This window comes from Oleiphilus sp. HI0086 (genome assembly GCF_001635225.1).
The window spans coordinates 1-834 of record NZ_LWFZ01000126.1 but is presented as its reverse complement, the minus strand read 5'-3'; the positions used below and the strand labels follow the sequence as shown (position 1 = coordinate 834).

The window sequence follows — 834 nt, the reverse complement described above, 5'->3', positions numbered from 1 at the left end:
TTACTCTGATCGCACCACAAAATTGAGCAGTTCTGCTCAAAAGCCGTTACCGGCACTATCTTATACTGTAAACTCATGAAAAAATTACCGATAGAAAACAAGCTTATATCGCTGCTATATAGTTTGTGACAAGGGATTAAACTAATCGTCCGAACTGCACAGCAATTTTCTGACATGCATTATCCCTGAAGAAGAATGAAACTCAACCAAAAACGTATAAATGGATGCAAGGAAATGCCTTCAGTCAGCTATGCGTTAGTCACAATAAAGGACGATAACGATGCTGCTTAAATATAGCTACCCCTCAGTCAAACGGTCTTCAAAGTTTACTGCACTCATACTCGGTACAGCGCTCTCTGGCTGCTCATTTATTGAACTAAACCCTGGAGCCAAGCACATCATCTTTGCCAATGACGAGAACTGCGAATTGATCAATACATTTGAAGCGAGTGTACCGACAGAAAACGCTTTTATTACACGAAGTGATAAAGCCATAAGTGAAGAACTTCAAATTCTGGCACAGAACGCAGCATTTGAGCAAAAGGCAAATGCGATCTGGCCAGAGTCAGAGATTCTTGAGGGAAAACAACGCTTCAAGTTACTGCGATGTGACAGATAAACAAGTGCTTACGAGTACTATACCAACGCAAACAACATGGCGAGCCACAACACTGCTAAAGCCATCATACTCGCAGCAAAGCTCGCAAACCTTAGGCTGACATTGTTGTTACCCAAGTGGACAAAAGAATGTACTAGCCGCAAAGCCACATACAACCAAGCAGCGACAACTGACACAAGACCAACGCTATCCGTGATATAAGTGAGTATAACCCC

General features: G+C 42.4%; 2 protein-coding genes. One reads left to right on the top strand and one right to left on the bottom strand.

All coding sequences use genetic code 11. The features are described from left to right. Nucleotides 1-280 precede the first annotated feature (280 nt). Nucleotides 281-619 (top strand): hypothetical protein, encoded by a 339-nt coding sequence (locus A3756_RS01850; RefSeq protein WP_068507198.1) that lies wholly within the window; start codon nucleotides 281-283, stop codon nucleotides 617-619. A gap of 17 nt (nucleotides 620-636) precedes the next feature. On the opposite strand, the gene A3756_RS01845 is transcribed toward A3756_RS01850, so the two are convergent. Further along, the coding region (locus A3756_RS01845; protein ID WP_197481102.1) for an MAPEG family protein at nucleotides 637-834 on the bottom strand (198 nt) is incomplete at its 5' end.